This window comes from Streptomyces sp. NPDC001507 (assembly GCF_042894765.1).
In the GTDB taxonomy this organism is placed as follows: Bacteria; Actinomycetota; Actinomycetes; order Streptomycetales; family Streptomycetaceae; genus Streptomyces.
Genome location: NZ_JBIAVV010000011.1, coordinates 246,046 through 265,335 on the forward strand (window position 1 = coordinate 246,046; position 19,290 = coordinate 265,335).

Consider the following 19,290-nt stretch of genomic DNA (forward strand, 5'->3'; position numbering starts at 1 on the left):
GGCGGACTCACTCCCGCCCGAGTATGGAGGCGGCCGCGTCGACGCCCTCACGGGTGCCGATGACGATGAGCGTGTCGCCGCCCGCGAGGCGGAAGCCGGGCGTGGGGGAGGGCACCGCCTCGGCGCGGCGCAGCACCGCGACGATGGACACCCCCGTCTCGGTCCGCATCCGCGTCTCGCCGAGGAGCCGGCCGTTCCAGTACGAGGTGGCGGACAGCTCGATCCGCTCGGCCACCAGCCCCAGGTCGGTGGTGGAGAGCAGGTTCGGGCTGTGGTGCGTCGGCATCAGCGCGTCGATGAGCGCCGCCGTCTCCCCCGAGGACAGCCTGAGCGACAGGGCGCAGGCGTCGGGGTCGTCCCGGCGGTAGGCGCTCAGGATCCGCGAACCGTCCCGGTGCGCGACCACGGACACCCGGTCCTGCTCGCGTGTGGCGAGGTCGTACCGCACCCCGATTCCCGGCAACGGCGTCCTGCTCAGGCGTGGAGCCCCCAAGGCTGTCTCCCCGGTCTCGTCGTCTCGTCCCGCTGGGTTTTTGCGCTTTCTTTAACAACACCCTAACGGGGGAGCCGGAGAGCCGGGCCGGGGGCGGCTCAGGACGGGTAGGGGACGTAGCAGTCCAGGGCCGGGTGGTACAGCACGTGCCAGGTGCGGCCCTCGACGACTCCGCTGGCCGGCAGGCCGTGGCAGGTCTGGATCCACTCGATCTTCCGCTGCGTGGCCATGCCGTAGACCCCGTCGGTCGCGAGCCGGGGCGGCTGCCCGCCCCACGCGTTGCTCAGGCACTGCACCTGACTGACCGCGGCTCCGGTGGCGCCGTACCCGAGCGTGGGCTGGTAGCCCGATGCGACGTACGAGCAGTTCTGGCCGGGGGTGGCCGCCGCGGTGTGCGGCAGTGCCGGGCCCAGGGCGACGGCCGCGCCCAGTACCGCGGCCGGGGTGAGCAGTCGGTTCCGTCTCATGCCCGCTCCTTAGGGGGGCGACTCGACTCCTGCCCATGGTCGCGCGGGAGCGGTGAGGCCCGCGAGTCGGGAGCCCCCGGTCACCTGGGACCCAGGGCGCCCGCCGGCTCCGCGGTGTCCGCCGTCTCCGCGGCCGCGGAGCGTACCGAGCGCCGGTCGCGTACGGCGGTGAGCATGCCGAGCAGGGCCATGGCCAGGCAGCCGAGCAGGATGACGGTGGACGACGCCTTCAGCATCGAGAGGCCGGAGCCGGTGAGCAGCACGACCAGCGCCCAGCGCACCGCGGAGCCCGAGACCCGGCTGGAGACCAGGGAGCCGGCGACGACCCCGGGGACGGCACCGATCAGGAGCGTCGCCGCGAGCCCCAGGTCGGCGTCGCCGACGAGCAGGTGGCCGAGGGCGGCCGCGGCCACCATGGGGATGGCCTGCACCAGGTCCGTGCCGACGAGATGGTTGGCCCTGAGCCGCGGGTGCGCCAGCATCAGCATCACGATGATCAGGGAGCCCGAGCCGACCGAGGTCATCCCGACGATCACCCCGCCCACCAGCCCGATGAGCAGGGTGGCCACGGGCCGCACGGGGACCTCGGCGTCCTCCCCGGCCTCCTCGGCCGCGGCGGCGCGGCGCCGGTCGAGCCACATGCGGGCGAGCATGCCGGCGACGGCGAGCATCAGCGCCGTACCGACGACGTACTTGACGCGCTGCTCCAGGTCGTCGCCGTCGCCGAGTGCCCGGAGCAGGAACACCCCGCCGAAGGCGGCCGGTACGGCGGTCGGCAGCAGCCGGCGCACGATGTCCCAGCGCACGGTCCCGGCCCGCTGGTGGACCAGCGCGCCGAACGGCTTCATGAACACGGACGCGGCCAGGTCGCTGCCGATGGCCGCGGTGGGATTCACCCCGAACACCATCACCATGATCGGCGTCATGAGCGCCCCGCCGCCCATGCCGGTGAGCCCCACGGCAAAGCCGACCAGGGCTCCCGCGACGACGATCGGAAGGGCGGCATCCATGGGGCGGACCGTAACCACCATTCCTATGGGAAATGTATGGAACCGCGTCGGGCGCTGCTGAAACCCGGCTGAAGCCGTGCTGAACCGCCGCGGCGGCACGCTCTGCGGCATGACGACGAACGAACACGAACGCCGAGACGGACGCGAACTCGCGATCGCGGCGGCCGGGCTGCGCAAGGCCTATGGCGACAAGACCGTCCTCGACGGCATCGACATCCGGGTGCCCGCAGGGACGATCTTCTCGCTCCTCGGGCCGAACGGCGCCGGCAAGACCACCGCGGTCAACATCCTGTCCACCCTGATCTCCGCCGACGGCGGCACCGCCCGGATCGCCGGGCACGACCTGACCGCCGAGGCCCAGAAGGTACGGGCCGCCATCGGGGTCACCGGCCAGTTCTCCGCGGTGGACGGACTGATCACCGGCGAGGAGAACATGCTCCTCATGGCCGACCTGCACCACCTCTCCAAGCGGGAGGGACGGCAGGTCACCGCCGACCTCCTGGAGCGGTTCGACCTCACCGAGGCCGCGAAGAAGCCCGCGTCCACCTACTCCGGCGGCATGAAGCGCCGCCTCGACATCGCCATGACCCTGGTCGGCCGCCCGCGGATCATCTTCCTCGACGAGCCGACCACCGGACTCGACCCGCGCTCCCGCCACACCATGTGGCAGATCATCCGCGAGCTGGTCTCCGGCGGTACCACCGTCTTCCTGACCACCCAGTACCTGGACGAGGCCGACCAGCTCGCCGACCGCATCGCGGTGCTCAACGGCGGCCGGCTCGTCGCCGAGGGCAGCGCCGAGGAGCTGAAGCGGCTGGTGCCGGGCGGCCACGTACGGCTGCGGTTCTCCGACCCGGCGGCCTACGAGCGGGCCGCGACCGAACTGCGCGAGACCACCCGGGACGACGAGGCCCTCGCCCTGCAGATCCCCAGCGGCGGCACCCAGCGCGAGCTGCGCGCCATCCTCGACTGGCTCGACGCGGCCGGCATCGAGGCCGACGAACTCTCCGTGCACACCCCCGACCTGGACGACGTGTTCTTCGCCCTGACCGGCAACCCCGTTGCCTCGACCGGCACTTCGACCGGCACCTCGACCGGCACCTCGACCGGCACCTCGACCGACAAGGAGACCGTCCGATGAGCACCGCCTCCTACGCCCTCCGCGACAACCTGACCATGCTGCGGCGCAACCTCCTGCACGCCCGCCGCTACCCCTCCCTCACCCTGAACCTGCTGCTCACCCCGGTCATTCTGCTGCTGCTGTTCGTCTACGTCTTCGGCAACGTGATGAGCGCCGGCCTCACCGGCGGCCACGCCGACCGGTCCGAGTACGTCGCCTACCTCGTCCCCGGCATCCTCTTCCTGACCGTGGCCATGACCTCGCTCGGCACCGCGGTGGCCGTGTGCACCGACATGACCGAGGGCATCATGGCCCGGTTCCGCACCATGGCGATCTCCCGCGCCTCGGTGCTGATCGGCCACGTGGTCGGCAGTGTGATCCAGACCATGACGGCTCTGGTCGTGGTCCTGGGCATCGGGTTCGCCATCGGGTTCCGGGCCGACGCGTCGCCTGTGGAGTGGATCGCGGCGGCCGGGCTGCTGGCCCTGGTCAGCCTGGCGCTCACCTGGCTCGCGGTCGGCATCGGCCTGATCAGCCCCAACCCCGAGGGCGCCAGCAACATCGGCACGCCGCTGGTGATGCTGCCCTTCCTGTCCAGCGCGTTCGTGCCGGTGGACGCCATGCCGGGCTGGTTCCGCTGGTTCGCCGAGTACCAGCCGTTCTCGCCCTTCATCGAGACCCTGCGCGGCCTGCTGCTGGGCAGCGGGATCGGCACGAGGAACGCGCTGCTGGCCCTCGGCTGGGGGGTGGGGCTGAGCGTGCTCGGCTACCTGTGGTCCCGGGCGCGGTTCAGCCGCGAGCCCCGGCAGTGACCTCGTGCAGCGCCCGCCGGGCCGCCACCCGCAGCTGATCCCGCCCCAGGGCCGCGTACTCCGACCTCGCGTCGGCGTACGCGGCCCCGTCCGCGTTCTCGGCCGCCTGACGGGACCGCGCCGAGGAGAGCGTGGGCAGGTCCCGCATCACCGGCAGCACCTCCGCCAGCGCCAGCAGCCGCACCGCCGCCGGGTCGCCCCCGGCCAGCCCGGCGTGGCCGAGCGCGAGCAGCACCGAGCCGTAGACCGGCAGTTCCAGCAGGTCCCCGGCGCCGGGAGCGCCGCCGGACAGCATGGCGAGCAGCCGTTGCCGCAGGTGCGCGGCGAGCTCGGCCACCGGCTCGACGCGGCCGTGCTGCGCGTGCGCGGCGAGCGCGGCGGCCTGCACCTGCAGCGACCACGAGTCCAGGAAGGGGTCGTCGGCGGCGAGCGCACTCGCCTCCCGGATCCCGGCCGCCGCCTGCCGCCACAGCCCGAGGCCGACCTCGGTCAGCCCCCGGGCCAGCGCTATCTCCGCCCGTGCCTGCAGCAGTTCGGGACTGAAGGCCTGGGCGACGTCCGGCTGCCGGTCCGGGGCGGCGCGGCCCAGCCAGTACTCCGCCTCCTCGATGTCCCCGCGCTGCAGACAGGCCGACACCAGCCCGTAGCGGACGCCGATCGCGTCCGACCAGGTACCGGCCCCGCTGAGCGCGTCGGCGGCCCGGAGATGGTCGTACGCCTCCGCGCCGCGCTCCGTCTTGAGGCACAGTTCGCCGATCCGGCCGTGGCTGAGCAGCGTCATGACCGGATTGCCGAGCGTCCCCACCGCGGCGAGCATCCGGCGCGCGTACCGCAGCGCCCGTTCCGTCTCGTAGGCCGATTCCCACAGATAGCTGGCGACGCCCGCCGCGAGGCCCGCCAGCAGCGGCTCGTCCGCGTCGCACAGCTCCTCCAGCCGCGCGTACCCGGGCGGGCGCATGTCAGGGACCGCGCACAGCACGGCGGCCAGCGCCCGCGGCACCGTGTCCGCCGGGGCGGGCGGCAGCCGGCGCAGGGTCACGAGCTGGCGTACGGCGTGCGGGCCGTAGCCCATGAAGAGGCCGGCCGCGCACACCGCGGCCGCGCTCCGGGCCGTCTCCACGTCCTCCGGGTGCCCGGGGCCCGGGCGGAAGTGGGACAGCGGCCCGCCGGTCTCGGCGGCGAGCGTGACGAACCGGGTGTAGCTGTTGCCGACCGACCACAGGGAGGCCAGGACGGCGGTGACGGCGGCGGTGGCCGGCCCGTCGGCGCGGGCCAGGGCGTGCCGCAGCGCGAGGACCAGGTTGTCCTGCTCGGCCCGGACGCGGTCGAAGGCGGCCGGTGCGTCGGTGCCGTACATCCCGGCGTGGTGAGCCCGGCCGAAGTCCCGGGCCCAGGCGAGGAACCGGTCCGTCACGGCCTCGTCCTCGTCCGCCTCCGCCCGCCGGGCGGCACCGAACTCCCGCAGCGTCTCCAGCATGTGGAACCGCACCCCGGCGGCGCTCTCGCCCACCTTGACCAGGGACTGGCCGGCCAGCTGCTCCAGCAGCTCCGTCGCGTCCCGGCCGTCGCCCTCGGCCTCGGTCTCGCTCCCCGCCTCGGTCTCGCCGAGCACGTACTCCGCCGCGTCCGCGGCGAAGCCCCCCGGGAACACCGACAGCGCGCGCAGGGCCGCCCGCCCCTCCGGCTCCAGCAGGTTCCAGCTCCACTCGACCACGGCCCGCAGCGTGCGGTGCCGTTCAGGGGCGTCCCGGGCGCCGCCGCGCAGCAGCGCGAAACGGTCCCGCAGCCGGTGCGCGATGTCGGCCACGGAGAGCACCCGCACCCGGGCCGCCGCCAGCTCCACCGCCAGCGGCAGCCCGTCCAGGTGCCGGCAGATCTCGGCGACCCGGTCCGCGGGCAGCTCCACCCCGGGCCGGGCGGCCCGCGCCCGCTGTCCGAAGAGTTCGACGGAGGTCGCCAGGGACAGCTCCGGCAGGGCGTACACGGACTCCGAGGTCAGGCCGAGCGGGGCCCGGCTGGTGGTCAGGACGCGCAACTCCCTCGACCGCGACACCAGTTCCCGTACGAGCGCGGAGGCGCCGGCGATCACGTGCTCGCAGTTGTCCAGGACCAGCAGCGCGGGGCCCGGACCCAGCGCGGCGACGATCCCGCTCACCGCGTCCTTGCCGCCGCCCGGCAGCTGGCGGCCCTCCCCGCCGCCCACGGCCGAGGCGACCTCGTCGGCCACGTCGTCGCCGGTGACACCGGCCAGCGTGACGAAGTGCACGACGCGCTGTTCGGCCGCCCGGCTCACCGCGTGCGAGAGCCGGGTCTTGCCGAGCCCGCCGGGGCCGACCACGGTGACCACCCGGGCGGTGCGCAGCAGCCCGGCCACGGCGGCGACGTCGGCGTCCCGCCCCAGCAGGGGGTTCGGCTCGTGCGGCACCCCGTGCCGGACCGGCGCCGCGTCCGCGCTCAGCAACTCCTGGTGCACGGCCCGGACCCGGGCCCCCGGATCACTGCCCAGTTCGTCCCGGAGCCGGCGCCGGTAGCCGTCGTACCGGGCCAGCGCCGCGGCCCGCCCCGCGCCTGCGGCCTCGCAGCGCAGCAGCTCCGCGAGCACCTCCTCGTCCCGCGGCAGCTCCCGGTTCAGCTCGGTCAGCGGCGCGGTGGCCTCGGCCCGGCGGCCCAGCCGGGCGAGCGCGAGGGCGTGCGAGCGCACCAGCGACCGGTGCGCCCGCAGCCGGTCCGCCCGCAGCGCCGCCACCGGGTCGTGCAGCTCCTCGCCCGTCCCGGCGCCCACGCTGCCGTCCCACAGGGCCAGCCCCGCCTCGGCCTCCGCCAGGGAGCCCTCCTGGTCACCCGCCCGCGCCCGCTCGGCGCTCGCCGCCTCGTGCACGAGCAGCGCGGAGCTGTCGACCTGCGCCTCGTCCAGCCCCAGCCGGTACCCCGTCGGCGTGCTCACGACCAGCTCGGCACCCAGCTGCGACCGCAGCCGCGACACCAGGATCTGCACCGCCTTGCCCGGCCGCTCCGGCAGCTCGTCCGGCCACAGCCCCTCCACCAGCCGCCCGGTACTGCAGCCGGTACGCAGATCCGCCGCCAGCAGCGCCAGCAGCCCGCGCAGCCGCGGCGCCGTGATCTCCCGCCCACGACAGGCGACTCGGGGCAGCAGGGTGAGCTCGGGGGTGTCGGTGGTCACCCGTGAAGACTAGGCGGCTCCGACAGCGCCCCAAAGGGGCGCGGGGCTGTATCCATATGCGGCTCCGCCGCGTGGGCGCGACAGGCCACGACGGCGCCGCAGCGGCACACGGGCCATCGCGCCCCTGCTCTCAAGGTCATGACGCGGCCCGGCCGAAGGTCCGCTCGAACGACACCGACGCGGCCTCCTCACGCCACTGCACCGCCGCCTTCGCGCTCGCGCCGAGCAGCGCCCGGCACTCCGCGCCCGGCGCCCGCCCGCTGCCGGGAAGCTGCCCGGCGCAGGCCGCGACCGGACGGTAGCCGTCCCGGGTGGGGTTGCCCTGCCACAGGCTGTCGCCGGGAAGGAACGCGTACTGCAGGGAGGCGCGGGCCAGGTCCTTGAGCTCCGGGTACGTGAGGCCGTAGGTCTCGGCGGCGTACTGGTACTCGTGGCTGATGTCGGTGCGGGAGACTCCGGGGTCGTCGGTGGCCAGGACGACCGGCACCCCGTACGCCCGGTAGGTGTCGAAGGGGTGCGCGGCGCCGCGCACGCCGAGGATCTGGGCGTTGCTGGTGAAGGGCACCTCGACGGCGGTCTGCCGGGCGGCCATCGTGCGGGCCGTCCGCTGCCAGTCGTCCTCGTGGCGGAGGTCGACGCCGTGGCCGACGCGCTCGGTGCCGGCGATGTCCACGGCCTCCCGGATGTGGAACCGCAGGTCCTCCGGATCGACCGGGCCGGCCCGCAACTCGCCCGCATGCAGGGTGACATGGGCCCGCGGGTAGACCGTGTGCAGGAACCGCACCATGCGCATCTGCACGGTGTAGTCGGCGAGCGCGACGGCGCCGTCCTCGGGCTGGACGAGGTTGACGGCGAGGAAGCGGGGGTCGGTCTCGGCGAGCCGCATGCCGAGGGCCAGCTCGGTGAAGACGCGTTCGCGGGACTCGCCGCGGAAGGCCTGGTAGACGTAGCGCACGGTGAGCCGGCACCCGGGGCGGGGCCGGTCGGTGCCGCAGCGGGCCTCGGTCCGGAACCCGGCCTCCGCGTCGTCCGTCGCCCGGCGGGCCTCGGCGGCCACCTGGTCGAGCCGGCCGCCCGCCGCCAGCCGCGCGTACATCTCGGGGAGGTCGGGGTCCCAGCCGACCTCGTCGGCCAGCTGCTCGGCGCGGTCGGAGGCCGGGTTGACCATGGTCTCCAGATAGAACTGGTGCTGCGCCGCGACCGAGTCGGCGACCTCGGCGAGCACCTTGCCCGGGTGCAGCGCGGGCACCAGCCCGAACTTGTCGAACGTGGCGAAGAAGTGGTCGTGGCCGCTCCGCTCCGGCGGGACGTCGTACATGGACCAGGCCCGCAGGACCGCCTCGCGGAACTCGCGGTCGTCGCGGGCGTCGGCGGCGGGCCGGGTGCCGGGGCCGCAGGGCGGTACGACGGCGGTCGGCGTCGCCGTGCCGATGCACAGCCCGTCCCCGGCGGCGAGCGCGATCAGGTACTCGGTCCTGACCGCGCCGAAGAGGTGGTTGTGCAGGTCGCCGCCCTTGGGCAGCTTCAGGAAGAACCTGCGCAGGGCCCGGGAGCGGTCCGGGCCCCCCGTCCGCAACGATGCCAGGTAGGCGTCCGTGCGGGCCTCGGCATCCGTCGGCGGGCGTGGGACGGCTCCGGGGCGGGGGAGCGCGGCCGCGGGGGGTGCGGCCGGCAGGCAGGCCAGGAGAGAGCAGCAGAGCAGGAGCAGGGCCGCGGCGAGGGCGCGGGCGGGGGTGCGGGCGAGGCTCCGGTGCGGGGCGGCGGCTGCGACGGCGCGCGCCGTACGGCGTGGGTGGCCGGCGGTGCGAGCGCCGTCGTAGGTCGTCACGGACCGATGATCATCAAGTCGGCCCGGTCACGGCCGGACAGCCACGCGGCACGCACCGCAGAGCCACCCGAGCGGGCGCAGCGCCGTGCGGTGGCCGCCGGGACGGTCAGGCGCCGGCCGGCGGGCGGTCCGCCGTGACGACGTAGTAGTCCAGCAGGCCGTCGCGGTAGGCCGGCAGGAAGTTGCGCGGCCACTGCACGGGCAGCTCGACGCCGGCGAGGAAGCGGTCGAGGCCCGGCCAGACCTGGTCGCCGATCGACTCGGCCCGTACGCCGGTCAGGCCGGCGCCGCCGAGGGCGTCGAGGAGGGACGCCAGCGGGTGGGCCACGTCCAGGCCGGACGCGAAGCTCTCCAGCCGCGCGGCCAGTTCGCCGCCCGCGTCCTCGGCGCCGGCCGGCAGGAAGAAACTGGTGACGGCCAGCCGCCCGCCGGGCCGCAGCACGCGCGCGGCCTCCCCGGCGAACGCGGCCAGGTCGCGGAAGTGCTGGGCCGCCTCCACCGAGTACAGCCGGTCGAAGCGGCCGTCCTCGAACGGCATCCGCTCCGCCGCCCCGTGCGCGAAACCGAGCCGCTCCGGCGCCCGGGCGAGCAGGCCGGCGTTGGTCCGGCGGGCCCGCGCCAGCTGCTCGGGGTGGATGTCGAGGCCGGTCACCGCGGCGAAGCCGAACTCCTCCAGCGCGAGCGCGGCGCCGACCCCCAGCCCGCAGCCGACCTCGACGGCACGGGTGTCCGCCCCGTCGAGGGCGCCGAACACGAGTCGGTAGAGGTCGCGCTGGCTGCGGACCCGGTCCTCGGCGGTCAGCGGCCGGTCGAGCGGGATCCCGGCCCAGTGGCCGAAGTTGATGAACCCGCCCGCGAACGCCGGTGCGGAGCTGAGGTCCTGCGGCCCGTAGACGGCACGCACGGCGGGCGCGACGGCGAGGTCGTGGCTGGGGTCCACCTGATCTCCTTCTCCACGGTTGCGTTGTCCACGGTCACGGATGGTGCTCGCCGTGCGGATGCCCGTGCCCCTCCTGATGTTCCCCGCCGTGTCCGTCCGGTGAACCGCCCATCATCCGCAGCATCGCCCGGCCGCCGGTGCGCAGGAACCGTCCGACCAGCGTGGCGGCCAGCAGCAGGAAGACGATGTTGAGGTACGTGGTGTAGTTCCAGCTGATCCCTTCGTCGGGGATCCTCGCGTCGGCCTGGTCGGGGATCAGCCCGAGGCCCCCGAAGACGAACTCCACGACGTAGCCGGCCACCACGATCGAGGCGTAGAAGGTGCCCAGCAGGAAGGCGGCCGTGCGGGCGCCGTAGTACTTCCGGTAGATGTTGAGGATCGGCAGGATCAGCAGGTCGGCGTAGATGAAGGCGATGACGCCGCCGAAACTGATGCCGCCCTTCCAGAGCACCACGGCCAGCGGCACGTTGCCGATGGAGCAGACGAACGACACGATGGCCACCACAGGACCGATCAGCGGCCCGGTGAGCTTCGCCGCGAGCGGATGGCCGGCCAGGAAGAAGCTCTGCCAGAAGTCGTCCGGCACCCAGGCGGCGATCGCCCCGGCGATCAGCAGCCCCGCCACCAGGTCGCGCAGGATCGCCGCCCACTCCATGACGAAGATGTGCGAGACGGACGTGAACCCGTCCCGGGAGAACAGCCGCCGGACGAAACCGCCCTCGCCGCCCACGGACATGTCCATCGCCGCGTGCCCCTCCATCGAGCCCGCCAGGCCGCGCTCGGCCTGCTCCCGCGCCTCGCGCAGCAGCCGCTCGCGCAGCAGCACCCGGAAGAGCACGGCGACGACGACGATCATGACCGGGCCGCCGACGAACTCCGCCGCGGTGAACTGCCACCCCATCAGCAGGGCCAGGATCACGCCCAGTTCGATCACGAGGTTGGTGGAGGCGATCTCGAAGGCCATGGCCGCGGTGAAGTTCGCGCCCTTGCGGAACAGCGAGCGGGCGAGCGCGACGGCGGCGTAGGAGCAGGACGAGGAGGCGGCGCCGAATCCCGCGGAGAGCGCGAGCGTACGGGGCCGGTCGTCCCCGAGCAGCCGTACCACCGTCTCCCGGCGCACCACCGCCTGCACCACCGCGGAGAGCGTGAAACCGAGGATCAGCGCCCAGGTGATCTCCCAGGTCATCGACCCGGCGATGGAGAGCGCGTGGCCCACCGCATGCATGGTGTCCGCCCTTCGCAGCCGATCACGACCATCCGTTTATATACCCCCAGAGGGTATGGGGCCAGTGGCGCCACGGTACGGCGCCGGTGCGCTACCTGCGTGAGCCGCACCCCGGGCAGAAGGCCGCCCCGTCCGGCACCACCGCGGAACAGGACGAGCACCGCTCGGACTGCGCCAGCCGGTAGCCGCAGCCCGAGCAGAAGGCGGCGCCGTGCGTCTCGGTCCGGCACTGCGGGCAGACCAACTGGCGTTGCGTGCTGGGGTCGTAGCCCTGCCCGGCCTGCTGCCCGGCCGCGTACGCGCGCTGCGAGGCCATGTCGTTGAGGCCGCGCTGCTGGGCCGCCATCGCCTCGGCGGCCGTGTCCGGGGCGCAGCGCAGGCACAGGCCCTGGGCCGCGTTCCAGCAGCGGCCGCACACGTAGTCGGTGCAGCGGGCGCAGCGGTTGAAGTGGCCCTGCGCGTTGTCGATCGCCCGCTGGAACGCCTCGTCGCGGGAGCGTCCGTAACCGGCCCCCGCCAGCCCGTCGGCCGCCGACGTCAGGCCGGTGCCGGTGCGGCCCAGCATCCCCCAGGCCACGTCGACCCCCTTGCGCAGCCAGGTGGCGGCCCGTTCCCCGGCGTACGGCTCGAACGGTGAGCGCCAGGTGTCGTAACAGCGCGAGCAGGAGAACTCGAACTGGAAGCCGGCACCGGTCCCGTTCCGCTCGCACAGGTCACGGTAGTTGTTGCTGAAGTAGATCTCGGCGCTCATGTGGTCCCCCCACAGGTCAGGCCATCGGCACACATGCCGTACGACGCAGGGGGAAACGGTACTGGTTCTGGCCAAAGCCGCCGAGTTCACGCCATGGCCAGAGCTGTGGCCCGGGACGGCTGCCCCGGGCCACGGATCTGCTCTGCGGCACTGGTCGGACCGGTTACCAGCCGACCGCCACCAGGAGCCACTGCGGGTTGGCGTGCGAGATGAAGGAGGACTGGCCCGCCACGTCGTCGTAGGGGAAGCCGTAGGCGAGGTGGTTGATGGCGTTGTCGTGCCAGAACTTGGCGTAGTAGTTGGCCGGTGCCGCCGTGTAGAACTGGGCCGGGTCGGACTGCTGGGAGGCCGGCAGGGTGGCGACGTGCCGGTTCAGGGCGGCGCACGTGTTCGGGTCGGACGCCAGGGACGCCGCGCAGCCGAAGATGTCGGAGGTGGCCGCGGTCACGCCCACCGACTGGGCGTACGAGGTGAAGTAGTTCGCGTTGGCGCCGCCCGCGCGGAAGCTCGGGTCGCTGCCGGGCGCGATGATCCGGTACGGGGCCTGGGTCTGGGCCAGCACGTCGAACTGGGACGGCACCGCGTCGATGAACCGCTGGAACGTGGTGGCGCGGTCCTCGGCGAAGGTCTGCCGGTTCTCGCCCACCTCGACGTCGTAACCGTCCTTGCTGTGCAGCCGCATGGCCAGCTTCAGGCCGAAGGCGTCGACGCGGGTGGTGTTGCCGTTGAACACGTTGTTGCCGACCGTGAACTCGATGAAGTCGTAGTAGGAACTGGTGGGCGAGCCCAGGTAGAAGTACATGCGGCCCGCGGAGTTGGCCGGCATGTCGAGGTAGGGCTGCTCGGCGATGGAGTGCGTCTGGCCGTTGAAGCTCCAGTACACCTGGCTGTCGGGGTACTTGCCGTTGGTGCGGTTGAGGATCTTCACCTCGACGGCGTTGCTCGCCGCGGGGATGTCGCTGGTGCTGCCCCAGAAGTCGTCCGGCGGGGTGGTGGAACCGGGGCCGTAGACCTGGAACTCCCACAGGGAGTAGCCGTACGGGGTGCCCCGCACGGTGCCGTAGAGGCGGACGTAGCGGCCGCTGCCGGTGACGGCCAGGTTCTGGGTGCCGCCGGTGGCGGTGCTGGTCGAGTAGACGGTGGTCCAGGTGGTGGCGTCGGTGGAGGTCTGGATCTGGAAGGCCTTCGCGTAGGCGGCCTCCCAGTTCAGGGTGACGCTGCTGAGCTGCTGGACGGAGCCGAGGTCGACCTGGAGCCACTGCGGGTCGGCGAAGGCCGAGGACCAGCGGGTTCCGGTGTTGCCGTCGACCGCCGCGCTCGCGGGGAAGGACGCGTTCTCGGTCGAGGAGGCGGTGGCCGGCCTGCCCTGGGACAGCAACTGGTCGGCCGCGTGCGCGGGCGAGGGGGCGAGGACCGCGAAGAAGGCGGCGATCAGCGCGACGACCAGGCCCAGAGCCAGGCGTGGGCGTAAGGCGACGGCCGGTGGTCTGCGGGTGGGTGCGCCGGCGGAACTCTGCATGCGAAGTCTCCTCAGGCCGGTTCGGCGTGCGGGGGGATGGAGCAACGGCAGATGTGAGAGCGCTCCCTCGGGTTGTAGACCCGTCCCTGCCCGCCGTCAACAACTGAAGCCGAAATCAATCGCGTTGCCGTCCCGTGGACCACACACCGCTGATCCCGGCCCCGGTGCCGCGCACCCGTCGGCCGTCGCATTCGGTTCCCGACCACGCCGACGGCCCGGACCCGGGCCGCTCTTACAACCCTTGACGCATCCGGTACGGACCTTTCCGCGCGGTCCTCACATGCCGGCCATGCCGCCGCCGGTGAGCCCGGGAGCCAGCTCCGGGAACCAGAAGACGGCGACGGCCAGGGCGATCGAGGCGATCCCCACGAGACGGGCGATCAGGTGGCCGGCCGGAGCCAGCTTCTCGGCCGTGATCACGGCGGTCAGGACCACCATGGCCCACAGGTTCATCACCCCGAACGCCGCCAGCAGCACCATCAGCGACCAGCAGCAGCCCAGGCAGAAGCCTCCGTGGTGGACTCCGGCACGCAGATCACGGGAGCGCCCCGGGTACGAGGCGTAGCGCAGCAGTTGCCCGACCGGCGAGCGGCACTTCGCCAGGCAGCGGTCCTTGAGGGGGGTGAGCTGGTAGACGCCGCCGACGAAGAAGACGGCCGCGGCGACCGCGGTACCCGTCGCGGCGGGCAGGCCCCCCGCCCGGCCCAGGCCCGCGGCCAGCGCGTACGCCGGCAGCCCGGCCGCGGCCCAGACGAGCAGGTAGGCGGCCGTGAAAACGATCAACCGCGGCATCCGGTGCGCGGTGATGGTGCGCGTGTACAGCGCGGCGACGGGCGCCGTGCCGGGCAGCATCATCGCGGCCGTCATCAGGGTCCACACGGCCAGGAAGGCGGCCAGGCCCAGGCCCGTCGTGCCCGGCATCGCCGGCATGCCGTCCCGGCGCGTCACCACCCAGACCCAGGAGGCGGCCGCCACGGCCAGCAGCAGTCCGGCGGGGGCCGCCCCGCCGCGGACGGTGACCGGCCGACCGGTCACGCGGACCACGCGAAGGGCGCCGAATGCCCGTTGCCACCCGAGAAGTCCCAGGACCGGCCGTACACGCCACCGCCCCTCGCCCGCGAGGAGCGCGCGATGGCCAGCGTGCTGTTCGCCGGGTGGAACATGCCGGTCAGGTGCATGACCGGCCCGTCCGCGCCGAACTGCGGGGCGACCTGGTCCTCGATCTCGACGTCGATGACGTCGCCCACCCGTGCGGCGTGGTGGCGGCCCTCGTCGCGGTACTCGATGGGAACCCGCTCCACGCCCAGCACCTTGCCGATGAGCGGCGTGAGCGCCGCCATCGGGCCGCCGGCCTCACCGCAGAAGACCCTGCCCAGGGCCGCCGCCTGGCTGTCGTCGGCCGAGGCGTCGAGATACACGGCCACCTGCCAGCCGCCGTCGGCCATCACCCGGGGGGCGTCGACGAAGACGGCGACGTTGCGGCCGGAGACGTCCACGCCGTCCACGTTCCCGCTGTCCACGTGGAACGCGAAGGTCACCTGGCAGCGCTCGCGGTCGGCCGGCGCGGTCAGACCCGAGGTGGTGCAGGGGCAGACCACGTCGCAGTTGCAACTCTCCAGGTAGGTGCCGTTCAGGTTCCAGGGCATGGCTCCACCTCCCCTTCCGCGAAGGGAACGCCACTGGAGGGCCCGTTCTGTCCGGTACCGCTCTCCTCCTCAGGCTATTCCGAGGGCCCATGTCGCGCAGATCAGCGGCCGGCGTCGGTGGGCGCCGGCGGGCGTCAGCGGGTGGCGGTGGTGTGGAGGTGGTTCAGGGCGGAGATCACCGCTGTGTTGCGGTGCCAGACCAGCCAGCGGCCGACCTGCCTGCCGAGCTGGTCGAGCGCCGCCGACCGGTCGGCGGTGAGGGGGTCCAGGGGCCGGTCGTGGTGGGAGGAGATCATGCCGATGACAGTGCCTCTCGGGCTGAGCAGCGGGGCGCTGTGGCAGGCACGGCTGCCTGTCTGGAGGATCGCCCGCCGGGAGTCCTCGTCGAAGGCGTCGGAGGCGGCGACGTCCTCGACGGTGACCTGCCGGCTCTGCTCCGCGGCCTGCGCGCAGGAGGTGGTGGAGGCGGCGACGAAGGTGAAGTAGTCGGTGAAGAGCCCGTTCAGCCCGGTGTGGTGCTCCATGCGGAGCATGCCGTTCTGCACCAGTTGCACGTTGCCCATCTCGGCACCGGTGATGTGCAGGGTGCGCTGCATGGCGGTCTTGAGGACGGCACTGTCGTCGGTCAGCCGTCGCCCGTCGGCGCGCAGGACGGGCAGCGGCGGAGCGGCCGGGCGGGGCCTGTCCGGCACCCAGCTGGAGTCGCCCGGCCGGGGGGCGGGCAGGTGTACGGCCGTCTCGGCGAGGGTGTGCAGCTTGACGTTGAACCGCTGGGAGGCGCTGCGCAGCAGGTCGAACGCCTCCTGCTCCGAGGAGAGCCGGTACGAGGAGACGAGGAGCCGCTCGGCCCGGGCGACGCCGGCACGCGCCAGCTTCCTGTTCCGCTCGTCGATCGCCTGCTGCTCGGCGTCCTGGGACCCGCCTTCTCCCGGACGCGGCCCGGGCGCACCGGAATTCTCACCCATGTACCAAACTCCTGATCCGACCTGACCCCTGCGCACAGCGCGTCTTCCCGCGTTCCCCGCGGGCATGTCCGTCTGTGGCGCACGCCATCCACTCGCCGGGGTTCGCGGACGCCACCGGACGGGTCGGCTACGGGACCGGGACGGTCTTCCCGTTCCTGTCGAGCGTGTGGGACTCCCAGTACGTGTCCCACTTGTCCCCGACGTGCTGCGGCACCTTCCCCGCGGGGTAGCGCAGGTATCCCTTCGGCGCCGCCTCGCCGGACTTCACGCAGGCGCCGGCGGTGCTGCCCACGGCTATGACCGGGTCTTCACCCGTGTTGCAGATGGCGTCCGCCGTCGAGAACGAACAGGCGGACAGCAGCCCGGCGGCAACGGCCAGGGCGGAGGCGAGAACCGCGGCTCGCGTGCGCTTGCCCATGGTGGAAGCTCCTTCAGCGATGTGCTCGGTCGGTGTACGAACGTCGGGGTGCGAACGTCGGGGTGCGAACGTCGGGGTGCGAACGTCGGGGTGCGAACGTCGGTGTGCGAACAAGGCTGGCGGAGGGCGCCCGGCGCTTCATGAGTACGCGGGCTCAGTACCGGCGCGTGGGTTACTCAACGTGGGTTGCGTCACGCGACCGGGGAGGAGCGGACCGGATCCGTGTGATTCGGCGGCGCGCGGGCAGACGCAGCCGTCATGAGCACTCTCTGTCGGAGCACGGCCACCGAGGCCACGGAGCCGGGCCCGGGCGGGCGGGGCTTCTCGTCGGCGCTGTGCGGTGGTGGTGGGCGGGTGGCGGGGCTGGACGGACTGCGGACCGTCGCGGTGGTGCTGGTGATCGTCTACCACGTGCTGCCCGACCCGTTGCCCGGCGGCTCGGTGGGCGTGGACGTGTTCTTCACGATCAGCGGTTTCGTCATCACCCGGCTGCTGGTCGCGGAGTACGCCCGTACCGGTCGCATCGGGTTGTGGTCGTTCTACCGGCGGCGGTGGCTGCGCCTGATGCCGGCCCTGCTGGTGATGTGCGCGGTCACCGCCGTGCTGGCCGTGGCGTTCGCAGTGCCGATGTTCCGCGAGGTGTGGATGGCGGTCGCGCTCGCCGCGGGGTCGGCGGTCAATCTCGTCCGGGCCGGGGAGCCCGGGGCGTACTCGGGTCTCACCGCACCGTTCGGCCACACCTGGTCCCTGGGGGTGGAGGAGCAGTTCTACCTGGCCTGGCCGCTGCTGCTGCTGGTTCTGCTGCGGCGCGGGCGTGCCCGGGTGGTGCTGTGCTGGGTGGCGGTGCTCTGCGTCCTGCCGGTGATCTGGCGGACGGTGCTCTGGGATCCCACGGCGGCGCACCGCATCTACAACGGGCCCGACACCCGCGCCGACCAGCTGCTCGTCGGCGCCCTGCTGGCCCTCGTACTGGCCCGGCTGCGTCCCGACGACCCGCGCCTGGCGGTGCTGCGCCGGTGGGCGGGACGGCTGTGCTGGCCCGCGCTCGCGCTGCTGGCGCTGATCGTCTGGCAGATCCCGATCACCGGGCCGAGCGGGTGGAACCCCCTCTGGTACACGGCCGGCTTCCTGGCCGCCGCCGTGCTGTCGGCCTGCGTGGTGGCCGCGCTGGAACTGTGCCCGCGGTCATGGCCCGCCCGTCTGCTGTCGCTGGCGGTGCCTGCCTGGGTCGGGCGCAACCTCAGCTACGGGATGTACCTGTGGCACTACCCCCTCATCCGGGTGCTCTCCGACCTCGGTGTGCGCGGCGGCCGGCTGCTCTTCGCGGGCCTCACGGTGACGCTCCTCGCGGCCCTCGCCTCGTACGCCCTCATCGAACGGCCCCTGCTGCGACGCGGCCGGGTCCGCGCGCGCCGGCCGGAGCAGGCTGTCGTCGCAGCGGCCTGAGACGGCCCGCCCTCCTGCGCGCTGCTGCCGCGCCGCCGCGGCGGTCGGGAAGGCTCTCGACGCCTGCTGTGACGCGGGTTCAGTCCTCGCCGTCGCCTTGCCCGTTCTTCCCCTTCGGGGCGTCCGGCCGGCTGTCCGGGCCGTCGCTCTTGGCGTTCCTGGGCTCCGGGGCCGGGCTCGTGCCGTGCGTCCGGTCCGCCGGTGGGGTGTCGGCCGAGCTCTGGTCGGGGGAGAACCATGCGATGCCGAGCAGCAGGGCCCCGAGGAAGATCACCACGGCGGCGAGGGCGCTCAGCGCCCTCGACCGGCGGCTGGAGAGGGTGCCGCCGCCCGTCCGCTGACGGCGCTGGGCCCGGTGGGCCGGAGCGGCGCCCGCGGCGGACGGGAAGGCATAGGTGGTGACGGAGCCAGGGGGCGTGCCGGTCCGGGACCAGGTTCCGGGGAGCGCCGCCGGACTGCTCGGACGCGGCTCCGGTTCGCGGCGCGGTGCGGCCGCCGGGAGGGGTTCGGGACGTCCTCTCCAGGAGCCCGCGGCGAACCATTCGGCCGTCCGGTGCGCCGTGGGACGGTCCTCGGGCCGCTTGGCGAGGAGACCGAGCAGGTAGTTCTCGAAGGCGGGCGGCAGCGCGATGCCCATCTCGCGCGGCGGCACGGGGGGCGTGTCGAGGTGGTGGTGGAGGACGGCGATGGCGCTCTCGGCCTGGAACGGTACCCGTCCGGTGAGCAGTTGGTAGAGCACGCAGCCCAGCGAGTAGACGTCGGACGGCGGTCCGGCGGGTCGGCCCAGGGCGCGCTCGGGGGCGATGTACAGGCTGGTCCCGACGATCTGACCGGTCGCGGTGAGCCCGCCGGCCGGGTCGTCCATGAAGCGGGCTATGCCGAAGTCGCCGATCTTCACGGATCCGACGGCGTCGAGCAGAAGGTTGCCGGGTTTGATGTCCCGGTGCACGATGCCCTGTTCGTGTGCGACGGCCAGCCCGGCGGCCGCCTGGGCGGCGATACGGGCGACCTCCTCGGCCGGCAGGGAGCCGGTCTGCGCGAGCACGCGTTGGAGACTGTCGCCCTCGACCAGCTCCATCACCAGGAACAGACGGCCGTCCTGCTCGCCGAAGTCGACGACGCCGACCACGTGCGGGTGCCGGAGCCGGCCCGCGGTCTGGGCCTCCAGGCGGAAGCGGGCGGCGGCGGTGGGATCGGTGTTCTGGGCGAGCAGGAGCTTGACCGCCACCGGTCTGCCGAGCATCTCGTCGTACGCCCGCCAGACCTCTCCCATCGCGCCTCGCCCGATGGCGGTCTCCAGCCGGTACCGGCCCGCTATCAGCACCTGTTGCTTCACCCTCACACCGCGAGACGACTTAACCGCTGTCGGCCATGTCCCTCTAGGCCCTGTCGTCGAATTCCCGCCTGCCCCACGACGCCATGCACGCCGCAGGGCCGCCCTCCGGGCGACGACGGGAATTCGACGACAG

General features: G+C 73.3%; 17 protein-coding genes. 3 read left to right on the plus strand and 14 right to left on the minus strand.

Features of this window, described 5'->3' with window-relative positions:
* Nucleotides 1–7: 7 nt before the first annotated feature.
* The 3 genes from ACFY0K_RS33235 to ACFY0K_RS33245 form a co-directional block, all read right to left on the minus strand.
* Nucleotides 8–493 carry a TrkA C-terminal domain-containing protein gene (locus ACFY0K_RS33235; RefSeq protein WP_351956467.1) on the minus strand — a complete coding sequence of 162 codons (486 nt, stop codon included), beginning with the start codon at nt 491–493 and terminating at the stop codon, nt 8–10.
* Between the two features lie 98 nt (nt 494–591).
* The gene (locus ACFY0K_RS33240; RefSeq protein ID WP_390642927.1) at nt 592–960 is read right to left on the minus strand and encodes a peptidoglycan-binding protein; all 369 of its coding nucleotides are present in this window, start codon (nt 958–960) and stop codon (nt 592–594) included.
* An 80-nt stretch (nt 961–1,040) separates the two neighbouring features.
* Nucleotides 1,041–1,970 (minus strand): sulfite exporter TauE/SafE family protein, encoded by a 930-nt coding sequence (locus ACFY0K_RS33245; protein ID WP_390642928.1) that lies wholly within the window; start codon nt 1,968–1,970, stop codon nt 1,041–1,043.
* Between the two features lie 109 nt (nt 1,971–2,079).
* On the opposite strand from ACFY0K_RS33245, the gene ACFY0K_RS33250 reads away from it, so the two are divergent.
* Entirely contained in the window at nt 2,080–3,111 is a 1,032-nt protein-coding gene (locus ACFY0K_RS33250; protein WP_390642929.1) for an ATP-binding cassette domain-containing protein, read from the plus strand.
* On the plus strand, nt 3,108–3,902 hold the full coding sequence (locus ACFY0K_RS33255) for an ABC transporter permease (RefSeq protein ID WP_390642930.1): 795 nt from the start codon (nt 3,108–3,110) through the stop codon (nt 3,900–3,902). The genes ACFY0K_RS33250 and ACFY0K_RS33255 overlap by 4 nt, the downstream gene beginning before the upstream one ends.
* Here ACFY0K_RS33255 and ACFY0K_RS33260 read toward each other — a convergent pair.
* The 10 genes from ACFY0K_RS33260 to ACFY0K_RS33305 form a co-directional block, all read right to left on the minus strand.
* Nucleotides 3,880–7,083 carry an ATP-binding protein gene (locus ACFY0K_RS33260; protein WP_390642931.1) on the minus strand — a complete coding sequence of 1,068 codons (3,204 nt, stop codon included), beginning with the start codon at nt 7,081–7,083 and terminating at the stop codon, nt 3,880–3,882. The genes ACFY0K_RS33255 and ACFY0K_RS33260 overlap by 23 nt on opposite strands.
* A gap of 136 nt (nt 7,084–7,219) precedes the next feature.
* Nucleotides 7,220–8,791, minus strand: coding sequence for an adenosine deaminase (locus ACFY0K_RS33265; RefSeq protein WP_390643066.1), 1,572 nt, complete (start codon nt 8,789–8,791; stop codon nt 7,220–7,222).
* 226 nt (nt 8,792–9,017) lie between these two features.
* Nucleotides 9,018–9,851: a class I SAM-dependent methyltransferase gene (locus tag ACFY0K_RS33270; protein WP_390642932.1), complete on the minus strand. Its 834-nt coding sequence runs from the start codon at nt 9,849–9,851 to the stop codon at nt 9,018–9,020.
* A 34-nt stretch (nt 9,852–9,885) separates the two neighbouring features.
* Complete coding sequence (locus ACFY0K_RS33275) at nt 9,886–11,076, minus strand: permease (protein ID WP_390642933.1); 1,191 nt, start codon at nt 11,074–11,076, stop codon at nt 9,886–9,888.
* Nucleotides 11,077–11,167: 91 nt separating this feature from the next.
* Nucleotides 11,168–11,827 (minus strand): zinc ribbon domain-containing protein, encoded by a 660-nt coding sequence (locus tag ACFY0K_RS33280; RefSeq protein ID WP_388718581.1) that lies wholly within the window; start codon nt 11,825–11,827, stop codon nt 11,168–11,170.
* Between the two features lie 163 nt (nt 11,828–11,990).
* Nucleotides 11,991–13,346: a beta-1,3-glucanase family protein gene (locus tag ACFY0K_RS33285; protein WP_390642934.1), complete on the minus strand. Its 1,356-nt coding sequence runs from the start codon at nt 13,344–13,346 to the stop codon at nt 11,991–11,993.
* 276 nt (nt 13,347–13,622) lie between these two features.
* Complete coding sequence (locus ACFY0K_RS33290; RefSeq protein ID WP_390642935.1) at nt 13,623–14,381, minus strand: DUF2182 domain-containing protein; 759 nt, start codon at nt 14,379–14,381, stop codon at nt 13,623–13,625.
* Nucleotides 14,378–14,992, minus strand: a complete 615-nt coding sequence (locus ACFY0K_RS33295) for a DUF1326 domain-containing protein (protein WP_390642936.1) — start codon at nt 14,990–14,992, stop codon at nt 14,378–14,380. Before ACFY0K_RS33295 ends, ACFY0K_RS33290 begins: the two co-directional genes overlap by 4 nt.
* A 134-nt stretch (nt 14,993–15,126) precedes the next feature.
* Complete coding sequence (locus tag ACFY0K_RS33300; RefSeq protein WP_390642937.1) at nt 15,127–15,957, minus strand: GAF domain-containing protein; 831 nt, start codon at nt 15,955–15,957, stop codon at nt 15,127–15,129.
* Nucleotides 15,958–16,084: 127 nt separating this feature from the next.
* Nucleotides 16,085–16,375 carry an SCO0607 family lipoprotein gene (locus ACFY0K_RS33305; RefSeq protein WP_351956452.1) on the minus strand — a complete coding sequence of 97 codons (291 nt, stop codon included), beginning with the start codon at nt 16,373–16,375 and terminating at the stop codon, nt 16,085–16,087.
* 258 nt (nt 16,376–16,633) lie between these two features.
* Between ACFY0K_RS33305 and ACFY0K_RS33310 the strand changes: the two genes are divergently transcribed.
* Nucleotides 16,634–17,821 carry an acyltransferase family protein gene (locus ACFY0K_RS33310; RefSeq protein WP_390642938.1) on the plus strand — a complete coding sequence of 396 codons (1,188 nt, stop codon included), beginning with the start codon at nt 16,634–16,636 and terminating at the stop codon, nt 17,819–17,821.
* Between the two features lie 79 nt (nt 17,822–17,900).
* On the opposite strand, the gene ACFY0K_RS33315 is transcribed toward ACFY0K_RS33310, so the two are convergent.
* On the minus strand, nt 17,901–19,145 hold the full coding sequence (locus ACFY0K_RS33315; RefSeq protein ID WP_390643067.1) for a protein kinase: 1,245 nt from the start codon (nt 19,143–19,145) through the stop codon (nt 17,901–17,903).
* Nucleotides 19,146–19,290 lie beyond the last annotated feature (145 nt).